We start from the raw sequence: 21,650 nt of genomic DNA, 5'->3' as shown, positions 1-21,650 counted from the left end.
CGGAGCGGGCCCTACAGCTGGCTCCAGCCGCGCAACAGCGTGTAGACCGCCACCGCCACCAGCAGCAGGCCGGCCGCCCGGCCGACCCAGATGGTCAGGCCGGGATTGGCGATCAGCCCGTCGCGGCCGCGCGCCGCCGCCAGCGCCAGCCCGCCGTAGACGACGAACTGGGTGGCGACGGTCATCGTGCCCATCGCCACCGCCTGCGGCCACAGCGGGCCGTAGACCGGCGACATGAACTGCGGATAGACGGCGAGGATGAACAGCCACGCCTTGGGGTTCAGGAGGCAGGTGACGATGCCCTGCCCGAACACCGTCCGCGACGACCTGACGAGGCCGCCGTCCACCCGGTCGACGACGATGGAGCTGCGGGCCAGCGTCAGGCCGATCCACATCATGTAGGCCGAGCCGGCGATCAGCATGACGCCGGAGACGGCGGGGATCAGCCGGCTGAGTCCGGCCACCGCCACCGTGCCGAACAGCGTGTGGCAGACGCCGCCCACCATCAGCCCCAGCGTCGCGGCGATGCCGGCGCGCCGGCCGCGCGTCAGCGCGTTGGCCAGCACGAACATCATGTCCATGCCGGGCACGACAATGATGCCCGCCAGCAGCAGGAAGTAGATCCAGAGGTTTTCGGCGTAAGTCATGAGCGGCGACCATCCCGACGGACCGGCGGCCCGTTGCCACCGGTTCTCAAGTCGTCATGGCCCGCTCTCTAGAAGGTCCACTGACAGGAAACTGTCAGCTGTGTCGGCGGCGCGGCCGAAACCGCGCCCCTCGACGGGCAGCTCGGCGAAGGCTGTCAGCCCTTGCCCTTGCCGCCGGTATTGCCGGTGTTGCCGGTCGTCGCGCCGCCCTTGTTCACGGCGGCGAAGGGATTGACGGTTTGGGGCGCGGTGGCCTTGGCCTGCTTGGGCTTGCGCACTTCCCGGTTGCCGCGCTGCTGTCCTTTGTTAGCCACGATCGAATGTCCTCTTGATGAGAGTGTCCTGTTTGCTGGAAGCCGGTGCGCTGAACGGCTCCAGGCGGTCCTGCGCAACGACGCGCTCGTAGCGCTCCTCGTCGTTGCGGACCCGGTACTGGAACTGGCCATCGGACGGCGGCAGCGTCGCCACCACCCGGTAGACTCCGGCAGCGGCGGCGTGCAGGTAGCTGCGCCGCACCAGCACGGTGTCGCCCACGTGGAAGAAATGGCTGGGGGCGGTGTAGGCCGCCGAGGGGCCGGACCGGCGTTGCGCGTCCGTTGTTGCCATGATGATAGCCTTCCCTTGAGCAATCGCGGCGGCAGACGATATCCGGCCGAACTGGTTCGATCCGGCTGTTGCTGCCTCGGGATGCGGCCTTTCGTAAGTCGATGAGTCCAACGGACTCAGCGGCATACACGAGCCGTCATGCTTTTATACCGCGACGAAAGATGAAATACTTGGATATCTCGCACGCCGCGAAAATCTTAAGCTTGCCATTGCCAGAAAACGACAAGATTCAGGCGTCGAAAAACCGAATTGACGGACAATGAATATGCACCCGCCCCCAAATCGACACAAGGGTAAAAACGGATTTATTTTCAAAGGGTGGCATTTGGGCTCGAAATATCATAAGAGGATCGCGTGACGCTGATCGGAGGGTGCGAATTGGGACACCTCCGTCTCTTCCGGCACCGCTGCGCCTTCGCCGGACCCTCCGGCGCCCGAGGCCGAAAGTCGGACGGAACCAGTCGATCGCCGCTTTCGGGGCGGCGCCTTGCTCTCCCAAAGGATCGGAAACTCAGTGCAGGTTCTCGTACGAGACAACAACGTCGACCAGGCTCTTCGCGTCCTCAAGAAAAAGTTGCAGCGAGAGGGCGTATTCCGCGAGATGAAGGCGCACCGCGCCTATGAAAAACCCTCGGAAAAGCGCAAGCGGGAACAGGCCGACGCCATCCGGCGTTCGCGCAAGCTCGCCCGCAAGAAGGCCCAGCGCGACGGCCTGCTGCCGATGCCCAAGCCGAAGGAACGCCCGGCACGGCCGCGGCCCGCGGCGATGCCGTTGACTGCGTCCGAGCAGTCCTGAGCGCGGCGACACTCTGAGCGGCCCTGAAATTCTCTCGGGTAATCCAGCGAATTGAAGGGCCAAGCTTAGATTTTCGGCAATATTTCACACAGCGCTTGTGAAGACATCCGTTTGGATGTATGTATCCATCATCGATCTTGTTGACGAACTTTGTTAAAGCGCACGCGCGCCCTACGATCTTCCTTTTCAATATCGCAAATAACCACGCACGGCGCTTCGCCGGGCGCTGAAAACCATGCTATTGAAAGGAATAGTTCCATGAGCGAAGGTACCGTCAAGTTCTTCAATTCCGTCAAGGGTTTCGGCTTCATCGAGATCGGCAACGGCCAACCGGACGTGTTCGTCCACATCTCCGCCGTCGAGCAGTCTGGCATGTCCTCGCTCAGCGACGGTCAGAAGGTGAGCTTCGATATCGTTCAGGACAGCCGGACCGGCCGCAACGCGGCGCAGAACCTCCGCGCCGCCTGAAGCAGAGAAACGCCTTCGGTCGGCCCGGGGCAAGCTTGATCGGCCATTTTCAGGGACACCCCCTTGAATTTCGATCGGCACCGCCCATATGACTGACTGTGAGTTGCGCAACTCCACTTGTGCTTCTGGTCTTTGACCACGGATGTACTGGCACTGGCCATCGAGGCACTAGAGAGAAGACCGGGTTCGCCCGGTCTTTTTGCTATCTGGGGCATCGCGAAGGTGCACGGTCGCCTGCCCTGCCCGCCCGTTCCCAAAACACCGCCGCGCCGCCCACGCCATCTCCCCCACCGCAAAGCCCGCCCCCGATCTGCCGCTATGGCATTCAAGCATCTGCAGCGAGAAATCCCGGGACAGTGGAGCGCGGAGGATCACGCCGGCTAGGCTTTTGGAGCACGATATCGGCGTTGCGCTCCGTTCTGCCTAAGGTACACCTTGAACTTGCACGCGAACTCAAGCGGCTTCCGCCAGGGCAGCACGATGCGATACAGCCGCCACCTAACCGTTTGTTCCCATATATAAATTTGTCATCCTTGCGAAAGCGAGGACCTCAATCAGAATAGAAGAATCGGCCGATATAGATCTCCCAGTACCGGAGGGAGCCCGATATGAACGTAGCGCCTCGTCCTGCCCGAGGTCCTCGCTTTCGCAAGGATGACAGTCCTATATAAGTCAATGACTTGACCGCGCTCGCCGCCCTCGGCGAGCTTCTCCTTCTCACCGGCCTCGCCGTCGCCATGCTGTCCAAGCTGTGGCTGCTCGACCGCATGGTCTGGGTGCACAGAGAAACCCTCGGTACCGAACCGCCGCCCCGGCAACATAGCGTCGAACAATGCCTTCGTTTTGCCAAGCTCGCCGGATGAAAAAGCCATGAATCCGTGCGACGTCTCGGTCATCCGAAGTTTTTCCGGAGAGACGGAGATGGTCAGCAGCGGTCGATCGGGGCGCTTCGCCTGCACGGTGGTCTTCTGGCAGTGGGCGCTGGGCATCAGCGTTGGCGCCGCATGCGCCGGCGCTGTTTTCGTGGTCGGCAGCCAGCACGTCGCCACGCGCGTTGCCGTGACGGAACCGGGCCTTGCCGGGGCCGCGTCTCCGATCGAGGCCACCGGCGTCGCCAGCATCGGCGGAACGCCGCTGACCACCGCCTCGCTCGACCTGCCGATCATCCCCAGCGCCGAGCCTCCCGTGATGCTGCCGCCCGACAAGCCGGTCCTGAAGCCCAGGAGCGCCATCAGCAAGGTGTTCCGGGTGCGCGAGACGCCCGCCGACGTCGCCCACTTCGACAGTTGCCTGCCCTCCTGCGAAACGCGCGACCCGCTGGTGGCGGGGGTGGACGCGCCCGCCGCGCCCCTTGGCACCCTGCCCGTCGCCTCGGTGCCGGGCACCTCGATGCCCGCGCCTTCCATGTCGGTCGCTCCCGCCCCGGTCGCCTCCGCCCTGCCGGATGGGCCGGTGCCGCCGCTGCCGCTCCTCGACCCGGTGGGTGGCGAGCCGATCCCGATGGCGCCGCAGCGCGGGCCGGTCGACCTTGCCGTCGACAGCGGCAAGGCGCTGGTCAAGGGCGTGGAGGCCACCTCCGGCGCCGTGGTGAAGGGCACGCGGCGGGCGGTCGACGCCGCCGTCGATCTTCTCTGGTGATCGGATCTTCTCTGGCGATCGGTGGGCGGCTCAGGCCGCGCCGGGCCGCCGCAGCTGCGACGGCGGATGGCCGAAGCGACGGCGGAAGGCGGCGGTGAAGTTGGAGAGGTGCGCGTAGCCGGCCGAATAGGCGATGTCGGAGATCGACCGGTCGGTGAACATCAGCGCCTGCCGGGCGTCGTCGAGATACTTGTTGCGGATGAACTCGGCCAGCGAGCAGTTGTGCGCCTTGCGCACCAGCCGCTGCAAGGTGGCCGGGCTGGTGGCGAGTTCGCCCACCACGTCGGTCAGGCACAGCTCGCAGCCGGGCTTGCGGTCGATGCACTTGACCAGCGCATAGAGCCGCTGCTGCTCGACGGCCGTCAGGCCGCCGGGCTGGGCCACCGCATCGGCGTCCGACCCGAAGGTGTCGCCCAGCGCCTCGGTGATGATGGCCAGCGTATGGCTTTCGAGCTGCAGGCTGGCGAAGGCCGGCTTGCGGGCGGCGATGTCGAACATCTGCCGCACCAGGAACTCGACGCGCGAGCTCGGCTGCCAGTGCCAGAAGCCGGGACGGCCGTCGATCAGCGCTTGCAGGCCGGCCGGCGTGTCGGCGAAGCCCTGCCAGCGTTTTAGCCACTCGCGCGGCAGGCCGATCACCATCTTGTCGAGATACTGGCCCTTGCGCGCCTTGCGGCGCAGCCGGGCGCCCTCTCCGTGCGAGGCGATGATCGCCGAGGGCACCCAGCGCCCCTGCGCGGTGCGGCGCGGCATGGGGATAGGCTCGCCGTCGATCGACGCCTCGACGTGCCCCTCCACGAAGATCTTGATCGACACCTCGGCCTTGAGCGGCACCTCCATTTCGAGGTCGCTGATCTGCATGCGCCGCCCGAAGTTGGCGTAGATGCCTGAGTCCATCCGCACGGCGCCGACCACGCCGCAGGCGACGACCTCGTCGCCCTGCCGTCCGCCGTCGAGCAATCGCACGCCCTGCGTGCGCAAGGCGCGCCGGGTCAGAACCAGGTTGCCGTCGGCACGGGGCGAAGGGGTCGGCACTCCGCTCACGTGAGCCTCCTGCATAAGTTTCTGACCGGTTAACGACAGCGGGCGCCATCCCGACCACGTATAGGAATAGGGCGATCTCACAGTCAAGATTTGCCTCGGCAAGCGACCGCCCCGCAAGGGTGGCCGCCGGGGCGCGGCGGAGGGGCTCCGCCGCCTTTGGGGGTATGGATGAGCGACTATAGAAGCCTGTGCCGGGCCTACGGCATCGCACTCCTGGCCACGACCATGCTGGCCGGCACGATCACCGCCGTGAAGGCGCAACAGCCGACCGCCAAGGCCGATCAGGCCGAGGACGCCACCGAGCTGGAGCCGATCGTCGTCGAAGGCGCCACCTACGAGACCGAGGGCAGCGGCAGCTATTCCTCCAAGCTGGTCTCGGTCGGCGACAAGGACACCCGCCCGCAGCGCGAGGTGCCGCAGTCGTCCACCGTCGTCACCCGCAAGCGCCTCGACGACGGCAACTTCACCTCGCTCGACACCGTGCTGCGCAAGACGCCGGGCGTCGTCGTGCTGTCGAACGACGACGGCCGCTCCAGCCTCTATTCGCGCGGCTTCGAATACGACTATCTCTACCTCAACGGCCTGCCGACGCCGGTCTCCTCCATCTACGGTACCCAGCCTGACATGGCGACCGTCGACCACATCGAGATCCTGCGCGGCCCGGCCGGCCTGTTCGGCGGCGCCTCCGAGCCGAGCGGCGCCATCAACATGCGCCTGAAGCAAGCGTCCGACCAGTACAAGACCCAGGTCAACACCATCTTCGACAGTTGGAAGGGCAAGCGCGTCGAGGGCGACATCACCGGCCCGCTCAACCAGTCTGGCAGCGTGCGCGGCCGCCTCGTCGGCGCGCTCGCCGCCAAGGACAGCTGGACCGACACGGTCGACAACAAGGTGGCCGTCGCCTACGGCACCGTCGCCGCCGACATCACCGACACCACCACGGCGACGCTGACCATCAACCACCGCCAGCGCGACATCACGCCGTTCAACGGCCTGCCGACCTACGAGAACGGCACGCTGCTCGATCTCGACCGCTCCACCTACACCGGCGCCAAGTGGAACAACTTCGAGAACAACGTCACCGACTATATCGCCGAGGTCGAGCACAAGTTCGACGACGGCGGCCACGCCAAGGTGTCGGCGCTCTACTCGCACGTCGACGTGGACTTCCTCTACGCCTACGCGTCGAGCTACGCCCTGCCCAACGGCGACATCAACGGCTCGGCCGACACCCGCTGGCTCGCCCGCGACTACAGTCAGGACTCCGTGTCGCTCGACGCCCATGTCTCCAAGCCGTTCGAGCTGTTCGGCCAGGAACACAACATCATCGCCGGCGCCGACTACCGCACCACCGACAGTTCGCTCAGGACCGCCACCGGCACCATCGCCGGCAACCAGAACATCTACGACTGGAACTCGGACATCGCCAAGCCGACGGTCAACCTCGGCCCGGCCACCGACACCGACCTCGAGCAGTGGGGCCTCTACGGCCAGCTGCGCGTCAAGCCGATCGACCCGCTGACGCTGATCGGCGGCGGTCGCTTCTCCTGGTTCGAGACCACCTCGGGCAGCACGTCGTCGAGCGAGAAGGGCAAGTTCACGCCCTATGCCGGCGTCGTCTACGACCTCACCGACGCTGTCTCCGCCTATGGCAGCTACACCGAGGTGTTCCAGCCGCAGACGGCGACCGACGCCTCCGGCGCCCTGATCGACCCGCGCTCCGGCCGGCAGTTCGAGGTCGGCCTCAAGGCCGAGCTGTTCGACGGCGTCAACGCCTCGCTAGCCCTGTTCGACCTCACCGACAGCAACCGGGCCATCTCCGACCCGAACAACCTCGGCAGCTATCTCGGGGTCGGCAAGGCCCACCTCCGCGGCCTTGAGGCCGAGCTGAGCGGCAAGGTGATGGAGAACTGGGAGGTGGCCTTCGGCTACACCTATACCGACACCGAGTACAAGAACACGACGCGCGCCGCCGGCTCGGAGTTCTATACCCCCGAGCACATGCTGCAGCTGTGGACCAAGTACACCTTCGACGGGCGCGGCGACTGGTCCGACGGCCTGTTCGTCGGCGGCGGCGTCAAGGTGTTCTCCTCGTTCAAGAACGTCTCGCGCGCCGTCAACGCCGGCACGGGCGTCGCCACCGCCACCGCCATCGAGGCGCCCGCCTACGCGGTGGTCGACCTGCAGGCCGGCTACAAGTTCAGCGACAACGTGACGGCGACGCTGACCGTCAACAACGTGTTCGACGAGAAGTACTACGAGCGCGTCGGCGGCACCTCGGTGTTCAACTTCTACGGCGAACCCCGCAGCGTCTCCTTCAAGCTCGCCACGACGTTCTGACAGAGACCAAAACGTTCGAACAAGAAGGGCGGCCTCCGGGTCGCCCTTTCGCCGTTTGCTGGCCGGGAAGGCGCGCGGGACCGGAAGGACAATTCTGGCCTTTGGAAAGCCGCCCAGCCCGAACGATGCGGAGCGGCACGATATCCCTAAGGGAGATATGAGCTTTCTGTCCTCTTGGGCTTCATTCCGCGCAGCCCCGCGCAGGCGCTCTGGCACGCACGCATCCGCGGCGAGAGAGTCTGGGAACGGTGGAAGGAAGGGATGTATCAGGCTGGCGTGGTTTTTGGAGCGCGATATCGGCGTCGAGCTCCATCCTGCCCGAGGTCCTCGCCTGCGCAAGGATGACAGAATTATATATAGGAATGACAATCGGTTAGGTGGAGGTCCTCTTTCATCGCACCGCCATTCGCAACGCTTGCCGCTCATGCATATCGAGCTGTATGGCAGCACTCCAGATGTTTCCCTTTTCTATCAAGTTGTCATCCTTGCGAAAGCCGCTTGAATTCGCGTGCGAATTCAAGGTGTACCTCGGGCAGGATGGAGCGCAACGCAAATATCGCGCTCCAAAAAGCCGAGCCAGCGTGAACCCGTTCGTTCCACCGTCCTCAGGTTTCCTCGCCGCAGATAAGTGCATGCCGTAGTGCGAAGGCCGCATGAATTGCAGAACGAAACGCGACGCCGATATCGTGCTCCAAAAGCGAGCCAGCCTGATATGGCCCTTCGGCATCTCGTCCTCGCATGGGATCGAGGTTTACGGTCTCAAGGGCGATCTCTCCGCGCTTCCACGCCAAGGCTTCCTTCAGCCCCTCTTCCAGGGAAAGCCCGAGTTCGGTTCTTTCGTCAGTCATCGACACAATCGCGCGCCCTTTCGCCGTTCAGCCCTCGCCGAACGCCAGCCGCCGGGCGCGGCGGGTGCCGTGCATCAGCATGTCGAAATGGTCGTGGTCGGCGGCGACGATCAGTTCGGCGCGGAGGTCGGGGTTGGCGGCGGCGATCAGCACGGCCGCTTCGGTGACGCCGTCGACCATGGCCCGCCGGTCGATGTGGCGGCGCCGCTCCTCGCCGGGGTCGCGGGCCGGATATTGCTCGTCGCGGCCGACGGTCAGCACCAGCCGCTCGCCGGCCACCACCGGCGCCGCCGCCCGCATGCGGCGCAGCAGCAGGCCGCCGGAGAACCACAGCGACGGGCTGGCCGCCCAGTAGCGCTGGAAGCGGCCATGGCCCTCCAGCGCGGCGTAGACGGTGAACAGGCCGCCATAGGAAAAGCCGAACAGCGTCTGCCGGGTCGCATCGAGCGGCAGGCGGGCGGCGATGGCCGGCCGCAGTTCCTCGCAGAGAAAGCCGAGGAAGCCGGCCGCGCCGCCGAAGGCCGGCGAATGGTGGTCGCCGGTGTCTCCGTCGGGCGCCGGCGTGTAGTTGCGTGCCCGCGCGTCGACGTCGAAGGGCGCCCCGCCGGGAAAGCCCACCGCCACGATCACGCCGGGGTCGGCGCGGCCGCCGTCGCGTCCGGTGGCGGGATGGAGGGCCTCGGCAAAGCACATCGGAAAGCTGGCGTCGCCGTCGAGCATCCACAGCACCGGGTAGCCGCCGGGCGGCGGCGGCTCGGCGGGAATGCGCACCAGGATGCGATAGGTCTCGCCCGTCGCCTCGGAGGCCATCTCGAAGCACCGCGCGCCGGGAAGGCGGACGTCGCTCCATCCGTCGGTCTCAAGCATCATGATTCGCTCTCCCGTGCCGGCCATCGCCCGCCAACAAGAGCGATACGGAAGATGGGCCGCCGCGGCAACCGCCTCTATTCGGCCGACGCCGCCCGGTGGCCGGCGCCGGTCTCGTCCGTCCGCCCCTGCTGGGCGAGCATGGCCTCGAAGGCGGCGGGCGGCAACGCCGGGGCGAACAGGTAGCCCTGGGCATAATCGCAGCCGATCGACGTCAGGACGTCGCGCTGCGTGGCGGTTTCCACGCCCTCGGCCACCACCTGAAGCCCCAGGCGGTGGGCCATGACGATGATCGCCTCGCAGATGTCGAGGCCGGCGCCGTCGAGTTCGGACACGAAGGAGCGGTCGACCTTCAGCGTGTCGATGTCGAAGCGACGAAGATAGGCCAGCGAGGAATAGCCGGTGCCGAAGTCGTCGATGGCGATCTCGATGCCGGCGTCGCGGAAGGCGATCAGGTTGGACATCACCTGCGGCTCGGCGTTGAGCAGCATGCCCTCGGTGATCTCCAGGCAGATGGCCGCCCCGGTCAGCCCGTGCCGCGCCAGCTCGGCCACCCAGCCGAGCCCCGAAAAGGCGGCGTTGCGGAACTGCGTCGGCGACTGGTTGATGGCCATCTGGAAATCGGGGTCATGGAGAGCCCGGCAGCGGGCCACCTCGGCGATGGCCTGCCGCGCCACCCAGTCGCCCAGCGGCACGATCAGGCCGGTTTCCTCGGCCAGCGGAATGAAGGTGGCCGGACTGACGAGGCCGCGCGTCGGATGCTGCCAGCGGACCAGCGCCTCCGCCTTGACGATCCGCCCGCTCCTGAGGTCGACCACCGGCTGGTAGTGGACGACGAACTGCCGCTCGGCGATCGCCTGCCGGAGATCGTTGGCGAGGCGCATGCGGAGGCTGGCCGCCCGCTGCAGCGCCGGCGTGAAGAAATGCAGGCAGTTGCGCCCGAACCCCTTGGCGGCATAGAGCGCCTGGTCGGCGTTGCGGAACAGCTCCTCCAGCGAGTGGGTATCGCCCGGATAGAGCGAGATGCCGATGCTGGCGGTGACGAACATCTGCTCGTAGTCGATGGTCACCGGCGCCTCGAAGCATTTCAGCACGCCACGCGCCACCGCCTCGATCTCGGCGATGTCGGTGACGCCGTTGAGGATGAGCGCGAACTCGTCGCCGCCGATGCGGGCGATGGTGTCGCCCGGCCGCTCGCACTCCTGCAGGCGGGCCGCCACCTTGGCCAGCAGCCGATCGCCCACCGAATGGCCGAGCGTGTCGTTGATCTCCTTGAAGCGATCGAGGTCGATCATCAAGAGCGCCATGGTCTGGCCGGTCTCGGTCGCCCGATGCGCGCCCTCGGCCAGCTTGTCGGTGAACATGTGCCGGTTGGGCAGGCCGGTGACGGAATCGTAGTTGGCCTGCCAGCGGATGATGTCCTCGGCCGACTTGCGCGCCGTGATGTCGGAAAACACGACGACGACGTTCTTGACCTTGTCGAGCGCGTCCTTGACGACGGTGACCGTCGTTTCCCGGAGGTAATATTCGCCCGACTTGCGCTGGTCCCACAGCTCGCCGGCCCAATACCCTTCCGCCTCCAGCGTTCGCCGGATCTCGTCGTAGAACGCATCATCGTGCCGGTCGGAGCGGAACATGTCGGGGCTGCGCCCCTCGATCTCGGCGAAAGACCAGCCGGTGAGGCGGGTGAAGGCCGGGTTGACGGCGATGATGCGGCGCTCGGCGTCGACCACCAGGATGGCCTCGGAGGTGGTCTGGTAGACCGTGGCGGCGATGCGCTCCTGCTCCTGCGCCTTCTTGTGCTCGGTGATGTCGAGCACGTAGACTAGCCGGTCCGGCTTGCCGCGACCGGAGGGAAACGACACGGAGTTCGACCAGACGGTGAGGCTCGTGCCGTCGCGCCGGACGACCGCCCACTCGCCGCCGAGATTGCCGCCATGGTCCAGAAAGCTCTGGTGGCGGGCCAGCACCGCCGCGCGGGCCTCCTCGGGGAACACCATCAGGAAGCTCTTGCCCAGCATGTCCTCGGTGGAATAGCCGTAGATCTCGGCATAGGCGGGGTTGACCGAGATGTAGCGACCGCCATGGTCGATCACCGCGATGCCCACCGGCGCCCGGCTGAGGATCGCGCGCATCAGGCGATCCGGGTCGCGATCTGCTGACTGCTTCATGTTTCAGACCGCCCCCGGTGTCTGAACTCGGATCACAAAGCGACAAGAATTCTAAAAAAGCCGCGTATGGCTTTGATTCCTCTTTTGAAAGAAAGACAAATTGTCTGATTCGACAAGTACTGCCACTTTTGACCATTGGTCGATCGGGCATTTTTCAGCTGCGGCTGGCGCGCAGATTTCGCTTTATTGAAAAAGCGCGTTGCCGGGCGCCGCCGCGTCGTCCACCCCCGGCCGAGGACGGATGGCCACGCGGAAAAGCGCGGAAATCCTGGACGAGGCACCGGGCGAAACCACCGGAACAAGCTCAACGCATTGACCCCACCAATACTTCAGGCACGCCGGCTTGGGCCGGCGAGCTACAAATAACTATTAGCCAAACAGCGTATCGCTGGTAAAAATAACGATAAATTTAGTCCGAACCTTAGACCTTTATTAACCGTAATTTCCGAAGGTTTGTTATCCGGACCGGCCTGCCACCAAAAAGTGCAGACTGAACTTTGGAGGGTGGTACTTTGTCTTACGCAAATTTGTCGATACTGGCAAAAGTGTCTATGCTGCTAGTATTTCTCGGGGTCGGCGCGCTGTTCGGCGGCGGCTATGCCGCCTACCAGATGATCACCATCGACAACAGCTACAGCCAGCTGTTGAACGGACGCTCGGCCGGCAGCGTCTACTTCTCGCGCGCCAACCGGGGAGTCTCGGACCTCAGCACCAGCCTCTACTGGATCGCCGCCGCGACAACCGAAGATGGCATCCGCGCCGCCACCGCCGCACGTGAGACGGCGCTGGGCGACTTCGACAAGAACATAGAGCTGACCAAGACCGCCGTGCCCGAGCGGAAGGCCGAGCTCGACGACATCACCACCGGCATCCACCAACTGGTCTCCGGCGTCTGCAACGACGTGATCAAGCTGTCGCAGTCGACCGACCCAAGCGCCATCACCAAGGCGCTGGCGCTGCTCCAGAGCGACTGCCACCCGCAGCTCATCGCCATGCAGAAGAAGTCGGTCGCCCTCAACGGCGTGCTGATCGGCGAAACGCAGCAGATCAGCGACGCCAACACCGACGCTTCCTGGACGTCAATGTGGATGACGCTCGGCATCATCGCCCTGATGGTGGTGGTGGTGGTCGGCCTTGCCATCCTGCTGCTCAGCTCCGGCGTGACCCGGCCGATCGCCAAGCTGGTCGAGGCCATGAAGACGATGCAGTCGGGCCACTACGACATCTCCGTCAACGGCATCGGCCGCAAGGACGAGGTCGGCGAACTGGCCGGTGGCCTGGAATCCTTCCGCCTCAGCCTGATCGACGCCGAGACGGCCCGCAAGGCGCAGGAGGCGGCCAAGGCCGCCGAGGACGTCGCCATGCGCAAACGGTCCGACAGGGCCGAGCGCTTCGTCGGCCGCATGCAGGAACTCGCCACCGGTTTCGGCGCCTCGTCGACCGAAGTGGCCGACGCCGCCCGCAACCTCTCCGCCACCGCCGAGGAAACCGCCCGTCAGGCTCAGGCCGTCACCGGCGCCGCCGAGGAAGCGGCCACCAACGTGCAGACGGTCGCCGCCGGCGCCGAGGAACTGTCGGCCTCGATCCGGGAGATCTCCGAGCAGATCACCCACTCCTCCACCATCGCCCGCGAGGCGGCGAAGGAGGCCGAGACCAGCTCGCAGAACGTCCAGGCGCTGTCGCTGGCCGCCCAGCAGATCGGCGAGGTGGTGACGCTGATCTCCAACATCGCCGCCCAGACCAACCTCCTGGCGCTCAACGCCACCATCGAGGCGGCGCGGGCCGGCGAGGCCGGCAAGGGCTTCGCGGTGGTCGCCGCCGAGGTCAAGCAGCTGGCCGACCAGACCGCCAAGGCCACCGACCAGATCGGCCGCAAGATCAACGAGATCCAGTCGGCCACCGGCGGCACGGTCGATGCCATCTCCCGCATCGTCAGGACGGTGGGCAACATCCAGGACTCCTCGGCCGCCATCGCCAGCGCCGTCGAGGAACAGGGCGCCGCCTCCAGCGAGATCGCCCGCAACACCCAGCGGGCGGCGGCCGGCACCACCGACGTCACCGCCAACATCTCCGGCGTCAGCACCGCCGCCGAAATGACCGGCGCCGCCTCGACGCAGCTGATGACGCTGTCCGACCGTCTGAACGAACAGTCCGCCTCGCTTCAGAAGGAAGTCGGCGACTTCGTGAAGAGCCTCAACGCGGCCTAACACCAACCCGCGAGGATGCTGACGCATCCGCTCATTGAGGTCATTGCCGATTTCTCATTTGCATCAGTGGCATGAGAAATCGGCAAGCGGAATGCCAGGATCCATTTTCAATGCATCCTGGCATAAGGCCGCACCACCGAAAGACATGCGGGCGCCGCTCATCCGGCGCCCGTTTTCATTGGCGGCCGTGGATCTTGTCGCGGATGCCGTCGAGCCCGGCCCTCAGCGCCCTGGTCGCCTCGGCGCTGAGGCCGACGGCCTCGACGATGGCGCAGGACACCCTGGCCGCCTGCTCGCGCAGGCCGTTGCCCGCCTCGGTGACGGTCAGCAGCACCTGCCGCTCGTCCCTCGGGTTGCGGGTGCGCGAGATCAGCCCCGCCGCCTCCAGGCGCTTGAGCAGGGGCGTCAGCGTGCTGGAATCGAGGGTGAGCGCATCGCCGAGGTCCTTCACCGTGCCCCCTTCGCGCTGCCACAGCGCCACCATCACCAGGAACTGCGGATAGGTGAGGCCGATCTCCTCGAGGAGCGGCCGATAGAGCTGGTTGAAGGCAAGGCCGGCCGAATAGACCGAAAAGCACAGGAGATCGTCGATACGCGGCGGTTCGGCAGGATCGGAATCGGCGGTCATCGGCGGTTCTCCAACTCGCGACGAGCGATAGCAGCATCGCCCGCCCCGCTCTATCTATTTGGGTTCAGTGTAACTGCGGACGGCCTGCCCCGGCCGGAGCTCGGGCAGGCGCTGCCGCTTGCGTCACAAATAATTCGCACACGATTTGTCGGCAAGCGATTGACAGTTGCCTTTCGCTCCGTCATACAAATCGCGTACAAACAAATTGTGCGCAATTCAATATCACCGAAAGGACGTTGTCATGAGCCATTTCACCACCACCGACGGCACCACCCTGTTCTACAAGGATTGGGGCGCCGGCCAGCCCATCGTCTTCTCCCACGGCTGGCCGCTGTCGTCGGATGCCTGGGACCAGCAGATGCTTTTCTTCGGCCAGAACGGCTTCCGCGTCATCGCCCACGACCGGCGCAGCCACGGCCGTTCCGACCAGACCTGGACCGGCAACGACATGGACCGCTACGCCGACGACCTCGCCGAACTGATCGAGGCGCTCGACCTCAAGGATGTCGTGCTCGTCGGCCATTCCACCGGCGGCGGCGAGGTCGCCCACTACGTCGGCCGCCACGGCACCGCCCGCGTCGCCAAGGTGGTGCTGGTCGGCGCCGTGCCGCCGCTGATGCTGAAGACGCCGGCCAACCCGGACGGCACGCCGCTCGAAGCCTTCGACGGCATCCGCGAGGGCACGGCCAAAAACCGCTCGCAGTTCTTCTACGACCTGACCATCCCCTTCTACGGCTTCAACCGCGATGGCGTGGCGGTCAACGACGGCCTTCGGCAGAACTTCCGCCGCATCGGCCTGCAAGGCGGCATCAAGGGCCAGTACGACTGCGTCCACGAGTTCTCGGAGGTCGACTACACCGACGACCTCAAGGCCATCGACCGGCCGACGCTGATCGTCCACGGCGACGACGACCAGATCGTGCCGATCAAGGCCTCCGCCACCCGCGCCGCCGAACTGGTCGCCGGCTCGACGCTGAAGGTCTATGCCGGCGCCCCGCACGGCCTTGCCGAGACGCACGCCGACCGCTTCAACGCCGACGTGCTCGCCTTCATCCGCGGCTGATGCAAGGCGCATGAACCGGCCGGCCCCATAGAGGGGGCCGGCCCATCAGCAAAAGATCGCTCCATGAGGGAAAACCCTCATCTCGGAATCGTTCCAGAAAGTATGCATCGGCATATCGACGCCGCCCACGAAGATAAGGGCGATGCAACACCCACTTTGCAGCCGCCGCTTGCGGCGACTATGCCCGTACGGAGCCGTACCATACCTCGGCCGGCCGACGCGGCCACTTCGGCGGAGCGCCTCGCGGGCCGCTGTTACTGAAGAATTTCGTGGCGCCCCTCCCCCTCTTCCGACCTTGCTTTTGTCATTGAAAGTCAAGGTTATTTTTGTCATTCTTCGTCACGGTGATGCGGCGGGACGAAGATGTTCAGCAAACTGGCGGCCGACGATCTTGATCTTCGAGACCTATTCAATGCCTCGGCGAACGCCTATGTCATTTTTACTCGGGATCTGGTGATCGCCGGTTGCAACGACGCCTATCTCGAAGCCGTCGGGCGAGAAAATCGCGACGAGATCATCGGCCGGGGTCTGTTCGAAGCCTTCCCGGCCGATCCCAACTCCGACGGATACCGGATCCTCACGGCGTCGTTCAACCGGGTGCTGGAGACCAACCAGCCCGACCACGTGGCGCTGGTTCCCTACGACACCTCGCGCCCCGGCGATCCACCCTCGCTCCGCTTCTGGAGCGCCACCCATACGCCGCTCAAGAACCGGAGCGGCGAACTCGCCTACATCCTCCAGCACACCGAGGACGTCACCGAGCTTCAGGAGCTGCGCGAGCGCGACGCGCGGGCCAACATGGCCGAATCCGGCGTGCTGGCGCGGGCGCAGGCGGTGCAGACGGCCAGCGACAAGCTGTTCGGCGAGATCGCCCTGCTGCGCGAGCTGTTCGAGCAGGCGCCCGGCTTCATCGCCGTGCTGACCGGGCCGACCCACGTCTTCCAGCTGGCCAACGACGCCTATCGCCGGCTGGTCGGGCGCGGCAACCTCGTCGGCCTCAGCGTCGCCGAGGCGCTGCCGGAGGTGGTCGGCCAGGGCTTCACCGACATTCTCGACGAGGTCTGGCGCACCGGCGTGCCCTACTCGGGCCAGAACATGCCGGTGTTCCTGCGCTGGAGCGGCGTGGCGCTGCCCGAACTCCGGCACGTCGACTTCGTCTACCAGCCGATCCGCGACGCCCAGGGCGAGATGACCGGCATCTTCGTCCAGGGCCACGACGTGACGGAGCGCTGGCGCGCCCAGCGCGACCTCGAACGGCAGACCGAGCTGTTGCGCCTGTCCCAGGAAGGCGGCGGCTTCGGCACCTACGACTGGGATTTCCGGCGCCGCACCGTGCGCGGCTCGCGCCTGTTCCACGACCTGTTGCGGCTGCCGGAAACGATGGAGGACGTGCCCATCGTCGAGGTGTTGAACCGCATCCACCCCGAGGACGCCTCCCGCCTGGTCCGCCTCGCGGCCGAAAGCGCGGGTGGCGCCGACGTGGAGATGCCTGGCGAGATGCGCCTGCTGATCGACGGCCAGATCACCTGGATCGGCGCGCGCGGCACCGTCGTGCGCGACGCCCGGGGCCGGCCCGAGCGCGTGCTCGGCGCCGTGCAGGACCTGACGCAGAGGAAGCAGATCGAGGAGCGGCTCGACATGGTGGCGCGCGAGAGCGCCCACCGCGTCAAGAACATCCTGACCATCATCCAGATCATCACCGAGAACACGCTGCGCCGGGCGCCGTCGATCGAGGCCGCCCGCCAGAGCCTCGGCGACCGCATCGCCGCCCTCAACAAGGCGCAGATCCGCATCCTGGCCGGCCCCGGCGACAGCCGCCTCGGCGCCATCGTCCGCGACACCTTCACCGTGACCTACCAGCTCGACGACCGCATCGTCATCGATGCCGACGGCGACGCCGAGCTGGCGCCGCGCACCGGCCTCGGCCTGGCGCTGGCCCTGCACGAGCTGATCACCAACGCCATGAAATACGGCGCACTGTCGACGCCCGACGGCAAGGTCCACATCGGCTGGACGCTGACGCCCTGCCCCGAGGGCGAAGGCGCGCGGGTGAAGCTCGACTGGCGCGAGGCCGGCGGCCCGCCGGTGGAGGTCGGCACCAGCAAGGGCTTCGGCTCGATGCTGATCCGCAACAGCCTCGCCCACGACACCATGGGCCGCGCCGACTGGACCGCCGCCCCCGACGGCGTGCGCTGCCAGTTCGTGTTCTCCGCCAAGGCCATCGTCGAGGACGACGGGGTGGCGGGCTGAAAAGGGATTGCAATGACGGCGAAGCGAGCGTTCAAGAGCGAGGCCTTCGCGGCCATCCACGACGCGGTCCGGGGCATGTACGCGGCGGGAACCGTCGACAGGGCAACGATGAAGACCTTCGACGAAACGTGTCGCACGCCCGCCCCGACGCCAAGCGGCTCGGCGCCGAAGCCATGAGGCGACGATGATTCTCGCAACCACCGAACAGGACTACGCGGCCCTCATCGAGGGTCGCGCGCCGAGGGATCTTCGGTTCGCCGACACGCCGATCGCCTCTTCCGATATCCTGGACATACTGGACGACGTGGCGGCCGAGGTGCGTCAAACCTTCTCGCCAGCGTCCTGGCTGATCGTCAGCGACGGCGAACTGGTGGGGCTGTGCTCCGTCACCCGCCCGCCAAAGGATGGCGTGGTCGACATCGGCTACGGCATCGCGCCGAGCCGTCAGCAACGGGGCCATGCCGGCGCGGCCATCCGCGACATCGTGCGCTGGGCAAAGGCCACCCCCGCCGTCCGCGCCATCACCGCCGACACCAGCCCCGACAACATCGCCTCGCAGCGCGTCCTCGAATGCGCCGGCTTCGTCCGCACCGGCACGCGCTGGGACGATGAAGACGGCCGGCTCGTCACATGGCGCTGCGAGACTGAGTAGTCGGGTGCAGTGGGCATTTGAACCCGCCCTGGATTTCCCAACTAGTTAGATTGCCTAGTCGGGAAATCCAGGGCGGGAAGCTTGAGGGCCGGCGACTCTGCATCCCACTCTAGACGCCGAGTAACGGAAGAGAGATCGGGCGCACTTACGACAAAGCGCTCATCGTAACGGGCATAGAGAGTGTTGAAAAAGCCGCCTAGGTTGAGCGGGCTGTCGGGCAACGGAAAGCTGTTCAAGAGACCGTTCTTGTTCACCCCCTGCATTTCCACCAGACCGAAACCAATTGCCTCGTAACGACTGACATCATTTCGGATTCCGCGGCGACCGGCCATCTCCCTGAGAGCATTATGGAAACGGACTATGCCTGCAACTGGGTCTCCGCCCTCCGCAATCGCAATGTCGTTTGCACCTAGAATCTTTGTCTCAGGTAGAATTTCTGAACTTTCGGCGATCGTCGCTGCATCATCAAGCACCTGCTCGGCCATCTGATTTGCGCGAAGAAGAACGAGATATCCAAGCACAAGAGCCGGATAGGTGATGTGCAGGTTGGTACACTCACCAATCGTCTCTTCCATTCGATTTGTCAGGTTACGAAATGCTCCGGTTACCCCCTTACACGAGACTGCGAGCACGGGGCCGATACCATTCCGAGTGACCACGACATCAACGTTCTTTGTTTTCAGACCACCCAAGACAGTTCTTTCACCGCCGCCAGCCAACTCGGGCGCATAATGCAGCACCGGCGCGCGCCCTGGCCTCCTTTCGCACCGGAATGGCGGCCTTGGGGTGACATCGTCAGGGTCGAAACCGCCCTCAAGCACGAGACGGCATGCAACGTACCAGTGCAGCGGTTTGATATGACTCGCGCTTTGTGTCTTCCCGGCGAATTGAGCAAATGCCGCCAACGCTTCAGCTTGGCTAGTCCACTGGCATACCTTGATGTCCGACCTACCCGGCATAATGCCTCCAGCGTTGAAGCGTCCTCGTCGCCTCTTCCAGTATCTCTGAACTCAGGCTATTGGCGATCTCCGATGACGGAAACAGAATCCGTTTGGCCTCGCGCGGCTCCAGTTTCAGCATACCACCACCAAGCGCGTGCCCCTCAAGCTCGCAACTCAACTTCACAAATGGGCTCGACCAAAGTGGAAGCAGCCTTTTAGCGAGTGCCCTATCGTGCAACCTGACTGAGTGAACGCTGTTTGTGCATGTCACGCCGGCCAAATTTCGGACAAGGTTAGCTGCCCTCCCCGACATGTAGCTAAGAAAATAGTCGGGCACTTGCACATCGGGAACTACATACCAAGGAGAGCGATTCCGGCACTTGTAGCCACGGCTGGCCTCACGGCCGGCACTACTATCGAGGTAGCGTCGAACGTTTCCTGGAAGCTGCTGCCCCCGTTGCAAACGCAGAAGAAAAATTTTCTGGTCTTGCTTTGTCCAGTTTTCCACCGTCTCCGGCGTAAGCTTTGCGCTTGGCATAGCCCGCCCGTTGCGCAGGCTGGGATGCAGAAACTCCTGGGAGATTCCCAACCGGCTCACTTCCGACGGGCGAAGATGGAAGAACTCGTTGTCTCCGCTTACGTAGCCTATTCCGACCTGAGCAAAATCGCCAAGACGCTTTGCCTGCTGGCTCCCTGCAGCCTCTGAATACAATCTGCGTGCCTCTGCAGAGATCAAGTATGGGCGAAGTCGCCTTCCCCAAACGCTTCGCCATTCAACTACATCAACGAAGAAATCAGGAACGGGCCTTTCCTTTGAAGGTGCAAACCGATCACAAATGGAAATGCCAATCCGATCGGACACGCCACCATGGCCATCGGCATAAAGGAGCCAGCAATCTTCCGACAGAGTTGGGAAAAGCTTGCTCCGGATCGCTACGATGTGCACCGTGGAAAATGAGGCAACCAGATATTCAAGCAAGGGCGCGGCATAAGGGGCGTGTCCTATCTCTGCGGGGACGACGAAAGCCATGCGGCCGCCTTGCTTCAACAAGCTGGCAGTCGCGACCAAAAAAGGCGCCCAGGAAGACGAGAGTCCGGAGAAGTTGACCCCATGCTCCGCACAAAGCTTGAGGGCACGGTTGCGGAGGATCCCGGAAAAACTCTGATATCGAATAAACGGTGGATTTCCGGCGGCGCACTCAAATCGTTCCTGTGTCTCGGATGCCCAGGCAAAGAAATCGCCTTCGTGCACCAGAGACCATGGCGCCACCGTCATCGCTGTCTGTGCGGACAGAGGGTTTTGCTCTATGCCAACGGAATTGCGATGAGCGGCCAGAAAATGCCCGCTACCACATGACGGGTCGAGCAATCTATCCGACGGATTATGCACCGCCCAACGGACGAGCGCCTGCGCAACGTCAATTGGGGTGAAAAAAGCCCCGGACTCCTTCTGATCAAAGATCGGCGATTCGTATCCCATAGTTCACCTAGGGTAGCGTGCGATGCAGCACCGGTGTGGGGCAAATCCCACTTTCGCTCCGGAACATACCATGAACAAATGCACCCGTCTCGCTCGATTTCCGAAGAAGGGGTGAGAAATCAAGACCTATGGCGCCTGTGAACAAACGCGACATGTCGCTCCCGCCTTCGACCAGTTGCATCCTCATGCCGTCCTAGCATGTCGCTGGGACACGAAGACCTCATCTCCCAGATTGAGCATCGACACCATGGCGAGATCATCGCGAGGGGCGAAACGAAGTGGCAAAAACCATCGCCAGACCACTTCGTCAAGAATGAGCGCAACTCCACTCGGTGTATGCCGTCTCTGCGCCAATCACATCAGATTCTGATCCAAACGGCTGGACGGACCCCGCCCGTACACCAACCGTCGGCGATGTTGCCTTTCAGGATGTTGTTGCCCTGGATGCCGATGTTGCCGTCGCCGTGGATGTAGACGGCCTTGACGCCGAGGCGGCCGGGCGAGCGCAGCCACCACCACCAGGTGCCGCCGTCGCCGCGCCAGAGATTGGCGGATCGCTTGGCATTGTTCTCGTCCTTCCGCTCGAACCAGTAGCGTCGCTTGCGCCCCTCGTCGTAGAGCTTGGCGCTGCTGTCGCCGAAATAGCGGCAGACCGCCTCCTCGATGCTGAGAAGGAACACGCTGTCCTCGGTGTCGGCCCCGCCCGGCGTGCCGTACCACTGATTGTCGAGGTTGCGGTTGACGACCGGCACGATCCGCGCCCTGTCGGCCGCGCCGAAGCCGTCGAGAAAGGCGCCGTTGAGGTGGCGCCGCAAGGCGCAGTCGGCCCAGGTGATCTCCGTGTAGGCATCGTGATAGGGGCGCTGATCGATGATCCGTTCGGTGATGATCAGCGCCGCCCCGTCGCGCACATCCAGCACGCGCCAATCCAGACCGCCGAACGACAGCGATGCGCCGATTTCCATATCGCTCATTCGAAAAACGCTCTTCCCTGACTGGCGGCA

General features: G+C 64.7%; 20 protein-coding genes and 1 pseudogene. 10 read left to right on the top strand and 11 right to left on the bottom strand.

Annotation, left to right across the window (positions count from 1 at the left end):
* Positions 1-11: 11 nt before the first annotated feature.
* From QQZ18_RS21545 to QQZ18_RS21535, 3 genes are all read right to left on the bottom strand, one after another.
* Positions 12-647: a LysE family translocator gene (locus QQZ18_RS21545; RefSeq protein WP_284543055.1), complete on the bottom strand. Its 636-nt coding sequence runs from the start codon at positions 645-647 to the stop codon at positions 12-14.
* A gap of 155 nt (positions 648-802) precedes the next feature.
* Positions 803-961 (bottom strand): hypothetical protein, encoded by a 159-nt coding sequence (locus tag QQZ18_RS21540; RefSeq protein ID WP_284543054.1) that lies wholly within the window; start codon positions 959-961, stop codon positions 803-805.
* Positions 954-1,253, bottom strand: coding sequence for a hypothetical protein (locus QQZ18_RS21535; protein ID WP_284543053.1), 300 nt, complete (start codon positions 1,251-1,253; stop codon positions 954-956). The genes QQZ18_RS21540 and QQZ18_RS21535 overlap by 8 nt, the downstream gene beginning before the upstream one ends.
* 514 nt (positions 1,254-1,767) lie before the next feature.
* On the opposite strand from QQZ18_RS21535, the gene rpsU reads away from it, so the two are divergent.
* The 4 genes from rpsU to QQZ18_RS21515 all read left to right on the top strand — a co-directional run bounded on the left by rpsU (position 1,768) and on the right by QQZ18_RS21515 (position 4,155).
* Positions 1,768-2,049, top strand: coding sequence for a 30S ribosomal protein S21 (gene rpsU, locus QQZ18_RS21530; protein ID WP_284543052.1), 282 nt, complete (start codon positions 1,768-1,770; stop codon positions 2,047-2,049).
* A 258-nt stretch (positions 2,050-2,307) separates the two neighbouring features.
* Entirely contained in the window at positions 2,308-2,517 is a 210-nt protein-coding gene (locus QQZ18_RS21525) for a cold-shock protein (protein ID WP_284543051.1), read from the top strand.
* Between the two features lie 680 nt (positions 2,518-3,197).
* The gene (locus QQZ18_RS21520; protein WP_284543050.1) at positions 3,198-3,380 is read left to right on the top strand and encodes a hypothetical protein; all 183 of its coding nucleotides are present in this window, start codon (positions 3,198-3,200) and stop codon (positions 3,378-3,380) included.
* A 58-nt stretch (positions 3,381-3,438) separates the two neighbouring features.
* The gene (locus QQZ18_RS21515) at positions 3,439-4,155 is read left to right on the top strand and encodes a hypothetical protein (protein WP_284543049.1); all 717 of its coding nucleotides are present in this window, start codon (positions 3,439-3,441) and stop codon (positions 4,153-4,155) included.
* Positions 4,156-4,185: 30 nt separating this feature from the next.
* Here QQZ18_RS21515 and QQZ18_RS21510 read toward each other — a convergent pair whose 3' ends face one another.
* Entirely contained in the window at positions 4,186-5,199 is a 1,014-nt protein-coding gene (locus QQZ18_RS21510) for a helix-turn-helix transcriptional regulator (RefSeq protein ID WP_284543048.1), read from the bottom strand.
* A gap of 168 nt (positions 5,200-5,367) precedes the next feature.
* Here QQZ18_RS21510 and QQZ18_RS21505 point away from each other — a divergent pair, with 168 nt between their 5' ends.
* Complete coding sequence (locus tag QQZ18_RS21505; RefSeq protein WP_284543047.1) at positions 5,368-7,539, top strand: TonB-dependent siderophore receptor; 2,172 nt, start codon at positions 5,368-5,370, stop codon at positions 7,537-7,539.
* 605 nt (positions 7,540-8,144) lie between these two features.
* Here the strand turns inward: QQZ18_RS21505 and QQZ18_RS21500 are convergent.
* From QQZ18_RS21500 to QQZ18_RS21490, 3 genes are all read right to left on the bottom strand, one after another.
* The gene (locus QQZ18_RS21500; RefSeq protein WP_284543046.1) at positions 8,145-8,387 is read right to left on the bottom strand and encodes a hypothetical protein; all 243 of its coding nucleotides are present in this window, start codon (positions 8,385-8,387) and stop codon (positions 8,145-8,147) included.
* Positions 8,388-8,414: 27 nt separating this feature from the next.
* The gene (locus tag QQZ18_RS21495) at positions 8,415-9,257 is read right to left on the bottom strand and encodes an alpha/beta hydrolase (protein WP_284543045.1); all 843 of its coding nucleotides are present in this window, start codon (positions 9,255-9,257) and stop codon (positions 8,415-8,417) included.
* Positions 9,258-9,331: 74 nt separating this feature from the next.
* Positions 9,332-11,425: a putative bifunctional diguanylate cyclase/phosphodiesterase gene (locus QQZ18_RS21490; protein ID WP_284543044.1), complete on the bottom strand. Its 2,094-nt coding sequence runs from the start codon at positions 11,423-11,425 to the stop codon at positions 9,332-9,334.
* 551 nt (positions 11,426-11,976) lie between these two features.
* Between QQZ18_RS21490 and QQZ18_RS21485 the strand changes: the two genes are divergently transcribed.
* Complete coding sequence (locus QQZ18_RS21485; RefSeq protein ID WP_284543043.1) at positions 11,977-13,632, top strand: methyl-accepting chemotaxis protein; 1,656 nt, start codon at positions 11,977-11,979, stop codon at positions 13,630-13,632.
* Between the two features lie 175 nt (positions 13,633-13,807).
* On the opposite strand, the gene QQZ18_RS21480 is transcribed toward QQZ18_RS21485, so the two are convergent.
* Positions 13,808-14,260 carry a MarR family winged helix-turn-helix transcriptional regulator gene (locus tag QQZ18_RS21480; protein WP_284543042.1) on the bottom strand — a complete coding sequence of 151 codons (453 nt, stop codon included), beginning with the start codon at positions 14,258-14,260 and terminating at the stop codon, positions 13,808-13,810.
* 241 nt (positions 14,261-14,501) lie between these two features.
* On the opposite strand from QQZ18_RS21480, the gene QQZ18_RS21475 reads away from it, so the two are divergent.
* The 4 genes and pseudogenes from QQZ18_RS21475 (at position 14,502) to QQZ18_RS21460 (ending at position 18,225) form a co-directional block, all read left to right on the top strand.
* A complete protein-coding gene (locus tag QQZ18_RS21475; protein ID WP_284543041.1) occupies positions 14,502-15,323 on the top strand; it encodes an alpha/beta fold hydrolase in 822 nt (273 codons plus the stop codon).
* 363 nt (positions 15,324-15,686) lie between these two features.
* Complete coding sequence (locus tag QQZ18_RS21470; RefSeq protein WP_284543040.1) at positions 15,687-17,573, top strand: PAS domain-containing protein; 1,887 nt, start codon at positions 15,687-15,689, stop codon at positions 17,571-17,573.
* Between the two features lie 12 nt (positions 17,574-17,585).
* Positions 17,586-17,705: pseudogene (locus QQZ18_RS21465) on the top strand (helix-turn-helix domain-containing protein); the annotation flags it as partial.
* Between the two features lie 52 nt (positions 17,706-17,757).
* Positions 17,758-18,225: a GNAT family N-acetyltransferase gene (locus QQZ18_RS21460; protein ID WP_284543038.1), complete on the top strand. Its 468-nt coding sequence runs from the start codon at positions 17,758-17,760 to the stop codon at positions 18,223-18,225.
* Between the two features lie 41 nt (positions 18,226-18,266).
* Here QQZ18_RS21460 and QQZ18_RS21455 read toward each other — a convergent pair whose 3' ends face one another.
* From QQZ18_RS21455 to QQZ18_RS21445, 3 genes are all read right to left on the bottom strand, one after another.
* Complete coding sequence (locus QQZ18_RS21455; RefSeq protein WP_284543037.1) at positions 18,267-19,184, bottom strand: hypothetical protein; 918 nt, start codon at positions 19,182-19,184, stop codon at positions 18,267-18,269.
* Positions 19,174-20,646 (bottom strand): N-6 DNA methylase, encoded by a 1,473-nt coding sequence (locus QQZ18_RS21450; protein ID WP_284543036.1) that lies wholly within the window; start codon positions 20,644-20,646, stop codon positions 19,174-19,176. Before QQZ18_RS21450 ends, QQZ18_RS21455 begins: the two co-directional genes overlap by 11 nt.
* A gap of 359 nt (positions 20,647-21,005) precedes the next feature.
* A complete protein-coding gene (locus tag QQZ18_RS21445) occupies positions 21,006-21,620 on the bottom strand; it encodes a DUF6273 domain-containing protein (RefSeq protein ID WP_284543035.1) in 615 nt (204 codons plus the stop codon).
* Between the last annotated feature and the right edge of the window lie 30 nt (positions 21,621-21,650).

Origin of the sequence: Pleomorphomonas sp. T1.2MG-36, assembly GCF_950100655.1 — a bacterium.
Classification (GTDB): Bacteria; Pseudomonadota; Alphaproteobacteria; order Rhizobiales; family Pleomorphomonadaceae; genus Pleomorphomonas.
The sequence above is the reverse complement of the archived record's forward strand: the minus strand, read 5'-3'. Positions and strand labels throughout refer to the sequence as shown.